The 2,852-nt window shown below is 62.0% G+C and carries 4 protein-coding genes; 3 read left to right on the top strand and 1 reads right to left on the bottom strand.

Annotated elements, in window-relative coordinates; genetic code table 11:
• Positions 1–292: hypothetical protein (locus tag ACN269_RS33185; RefSeq protein ID WP_421477054.1), on the top strand; the 292-nt coding region annotated here is incomplete at its 5' end.
• A gap of 150 nt (positions 293–442) precedes the next feature.
• Here ACN269_RS33185 and ACN269_RS33180 read toward each other — a convergent pair.
• Complete coding sequence (locus ACN269_RS33180; RefSeq protein WP_421477055.1) at positions 443–1,000, bottom strand: dihydrofolate reductase family protein; 558 nt, start codon at positions 998–1,000, stop codon at positions 443–445.
• A gap of 320 nt (positions 1,001–1,320) precedes the next feature.
• On the opposite strand from ACN269_RS33180, the gene ACN269_RS33175 reads away from it, so the two are divergent.
• Positions 1,321–1,938: a TetR/AcrR family transcriptional regulator gene (locus ACN269_RS33175; RefSeq protein WP_421477052.1), complete on the top strand. Its 618-nt coding sequence runs from the start codon at positions 1,321–1,323 to the stop codon at positions 1,936–1,938.
• A 358-nt stretch (positions 1,939–2,296) separates the two neighbouring features.
• A partial coding sequence (locus ACN269_RS33170; protein ID WP_421477050.1) for an amino acid ABC transporter ATP-binding protein occupies positions 2,297–2,852 on the top strand: 556 nt, incomplete at its 3' end.

The raw sequence follows: 2,852 nt of genomic DNA, 5'->3' as shown, positions 1-2,852 counted from the left end.
TTCAATTGCTCCGTTTCCCGAGTCATTCCGCGACGCGAAGCCGTTGGTCGGGCTAAAGTTGCAGAAACAAGCGAGGTCTCGTGTGTTCGCCAGTACCGTGGCAGTTTCGATGACTACCCGGGTATCCGAAATCGTGATGCTTGCTGTGGATGAGGGCGGCAAACCGAACCTGCCTGCGAGGCTGCGTCGCGGACATGCGGCATCCATACGAAGCTCACTGCCCGTCCGCGATCCCTCTGTGCCATACATCGTGAGGAGCAGCGTGACTACCGACCGGCCGCTGCCTTCGTGAGAGAGAATGGGATGGCCAGGCCATCTTCTGGCGCCGAAGGACCTTGAGAAGCATGCGAATTCGATTGAGGACGCTTTGTGCCATCTCGACGATTCCTGTGCCGGCACACGACTGACCGGTGGGCGCAAGGCTACCGTTGCTGATGTGATGTCAGGCAGCGACCTGCGCCGCGCGCTGGTAGTGGACGTGCACGACTGCGCTGTCGAATGTCGTGACGTCGACGAGCTCGAGTCCTGCCATTTGGGCCGACGTCGGAAATAGCGCCGTACCACCTCCGAGCAGCACTGGGTGGACGAACAACCGGTACTCGTCGATCAGGTTGTGTTTCATGAAGGCTGAGGCAGTCTGCGCCCCGCCGAACAAGACCATGGCGCAGTTGCGCCGCGCTTTGAGTTCTGTGACCTCCTCCAGCAGGTTCCCGTTCAGTACGGTGGTATTCCACGGTGCCGAGGCGAGGGTGTTGGAGAATACGACTTTCGGCGTCTGTTTCCAGCAGCGCGCGAAGTCGACGTAGAACGGCGAGATGGCCGGGTCACCATCTGCCCACGGCCAAAACCTCGCCATGATCTCGTAGGTCTTCCGTCCGTACAGAAACATGTCCGCCTGGGCGAGTTGGTCCAGGAACGATTCGGACAGCTCCTCGTCGACGACGGGCCAATGTGCGTCGTTGTCCGGCCCTTCGGCAAAGCCGTCGAGCGACATTTGCATCCACAGTGTTACGCGTCCCATGGTCAGCTTCTCCCGTGTTGGTGTCCTTTTTGTTTTCCCGTGTCGCAACCTCGTAGTTGATAGGTTTGAATCATTGTTCAAACGTCAGGGGCTCGCATCAGTAGAGTTTGTCGGCACTACTTAGGTAGCGCTTGCGACGCCGCTCGCAGGGGCGGAAAGTGTCGTTGTCGTCGAGTAATGGGCGGCTCGCCCTCACGCAGGGACGCGACTGTGGCCCAGGGGCAGCAGCGTCACGCAGACGATAGCGGCTTCGACGGCGCGGCATCGCTGACACCACGCATGGGAATTAGTGGCTGTCGATGACCACATCCGGACCCGCGCCGAAAGACACTCAACCCCGTCGTATCGACATGTTGAGGGCTGCAGCGGAGTTGATCAGCGAGCGCGGATTCGCTGCGACCCGGGTGGCCGACGTCGCCAACCGGGCGGGGGTCAGCGCGCCGCTGGTGATCTACTACTTTGGCACGCGCGAACGACTGTTGGTGGACGCGTTGCAGTTCTCAGAGAATTCGTTCAATGAGGTGGCCGAGCGGATCCTCGCCGACATCAGCAAGCCGCACGATCGAATCTCGTGGCTGATCAAGTGGGGGTGCTGGCCGCCGTCCATCGAGGAGGAACCCGGCTACTGGGGTCTGTGGTTCGACCTGTGGACCCAAGCGTTCCGGCACGACGAGGTCAAGCTGGGGCGGGCGCAGATCGATGCTCGCTGGCGCGGCGTGATCACCGCCGCGGTCGAACAGCCTGCGCAGGAAGCGGGGGTTGACGCGCGCACGTTTGCACTGGAGTTCGCGGCGCTGCTGGACGGATTGGTGGTTCAGGTCGCCCTGGAGGACCCCGAGATTACCCCGGCGGTCGCTTATGACATCGCGATGCGGTTCGCCGAGCAACGACTGCGCCTCTTGGACCGCCACGGGTAATTGGTGGGTTGATCACTCTGGGTGACGGCGATCACTGACCGCGATAGCACGCGGACGGGGGTTCGGCGCACCTTCCCATCGACGGGAATGGCCATAGGCTGCTGTGACTGACGTAACCCGCTGACGCCTCGTGCGTCGACGACCGAATGCTTCCGTCCGGTCAGAGAGGTGGATCCATGACGAGACTCTGCTCACCGCTTGCCGTTTCGGCGTACGAGGCCACCGGGGTCGCGCTACTTGATGGCCAGCCAGTTATCCCGGCGAGCAGCGGCCTGACGGTATGACCTCAGTGTCGACTTCGCCGGAAGCGGCCCACGTGGAACCCGGCATAGCCGATTCCGCTTCGCAAGCTACACCGATGGTCTCCATCGAGGGCGTCAACAAACGTTTCGGCGCGCTGCACGTGCTTAAGGACATCGATCTGACTGTTGAACGGGGGCAGGTGATCGTCGTGCTTGGGCCGTCCGGTTCGGGCAAGTCAACGTTGTGCCGCACCATAAATCGGTTGGAGACCATTGACTCGGGGACGATCGCCATCGATGGAGAGGCGCTGCCCGAAGAGGGGCGGAAATTGGCACAGCTGCGGTCCGACGTCGGCATGGTGTTTCAGTCGTTCAACCTGTTCGCGCACAAGACCATTCTTGAAAACGTCACGTTGGCGCCGTTGAAGGTCCGCAAGGCGGCCAAGGCCGAGGTCCGCGATAGTGCGATGGCGCTGTTACAGCGAGTCGGGGTCGCCGATCAGGCCAACAAGTACCCGGCCCAGCTCTCGGGCGGCCAGCAGCAGCGCGTGGCGATCGCCCGGTCCCTGGCGATGAACCCGAAGGTGATGCTGTTCGACGAGCCGACCAGCGCGCTGGATCCGGAGATGATCAACGAAGTCCTCTCGGTGATGACCTCGCTGGCCCACGAGG

Source organism: Micromonospora sp. WMMD736, from assembly GCF_049179015.1.
Classification (GTDB): Bacteria; Actinomycetota; Actinomycetes; order Mycobacteriales; family Micromonosporaceae; genus Micromonospora.
This window is presented reverse-complemented; position numbering and strand designations above follow the sequence as displayed.